This is a genomic window from Bradyrhizobium sp. LeoA1Lang (assembly GCF_055413685.1).
On the sequence record NZ_JBVAPG010000643.1, the window covers coordinates 1 to 253 of the forward strand.

Annotated in this window: 1 pseudogene; it reads left to right on the forward strand. The window is 62.1% G+C overall.

The window, feature by feature from the left end:
- Positions 1 to 127 precede the first annotated feature (127 nt).
- Positions 128 to 253 (forward strand): annotated as a pseudogene (locus tag ACZYOF_RS44820) (helix-turn-helix domain-containing protein); the annotation flags it as partial.

The window sequence follows — 253 nt, forward strand, 5'->3', positions numbered from 1 at the left end:
GAGTCACCTTCCTGCCTGGCATCAAGCATGGCATTTGCCATCGTTACACCTCCACCGATCCGCTCATGCCAGGCTGTATCGCGCGCAAGCCGAAGGATGGCTAGGTGGGGTCCTCATGCCGGTTACACTCAAACGGGCGCAGATTTTGCTGGCGGCCGATGCCGGCAGCTGCGACGCAGAGATTGTCCGAACCGTCCGGGTCAGCCTTTCCACCGTCGGCCGGACCAAGCGCCGCTTCGTGGAAGGCAATCTG